The sequence below is a fragment of the Microvirga antarctica genome, from assembly GCF_017921815.1.
Classification (GTDB): Bacteria; Pseudomonadota; Alphaproteobacteria; order Rhizobiales; family Beijerinckiaceae; genus Microvirga; species Microvirga antarctica.
In genome coordinates, this window is record NZ_JAGEMM010000037.1 from 1 (window position 1) to 314 (window position 314).

Genomic DNA, 314 nt, shown 5'->3' on the forward strand with positions numbered 1-314 from the left:
CGATCAGCCGAGCCGCGTGCAGCAGGGCGGAATTGCGCATCACGAAATAGCGGCAGAACCAGCGGAACCGATAGAGATCGTCCTCGTCGGCATCGAGCGCGCCGATGGCATCGCCAAGGCTGCGCGCGGGCAACTGGGCGAGGACGAACAGGTTCTTGATCGTGTCGAGGCCGAGATGCCCCTGCGTCGGATTGCTCGCGTCCGCGTTGATGAAATTCCAGTTGGTGATATGGCCGTTGACCCGCACGCGCGAGCGGCGGTCCGTCACTCTCTCGACAGTCGGGTCTGTCATTTCCGCATCGTGGCGGTAGACG

Annotated in this window: 1 protein-coding gene; it reads right to left on the bottom strand. The window is 63.4% G+C overall.

Features of this window, described 5'->3' with window-relative positions; all coding sequences use genetic code 11:
* Positions 1–292, bottom strand: a 292-nt coding sequence (locus J4G32_RS20770; RefSeq protein WP_210497545.1) for a hypothetical protein, incomplete at its 3' end; no start/stop codon positions are given.
* Positions 293–314 lie beyond the last annotated feature (22 nt).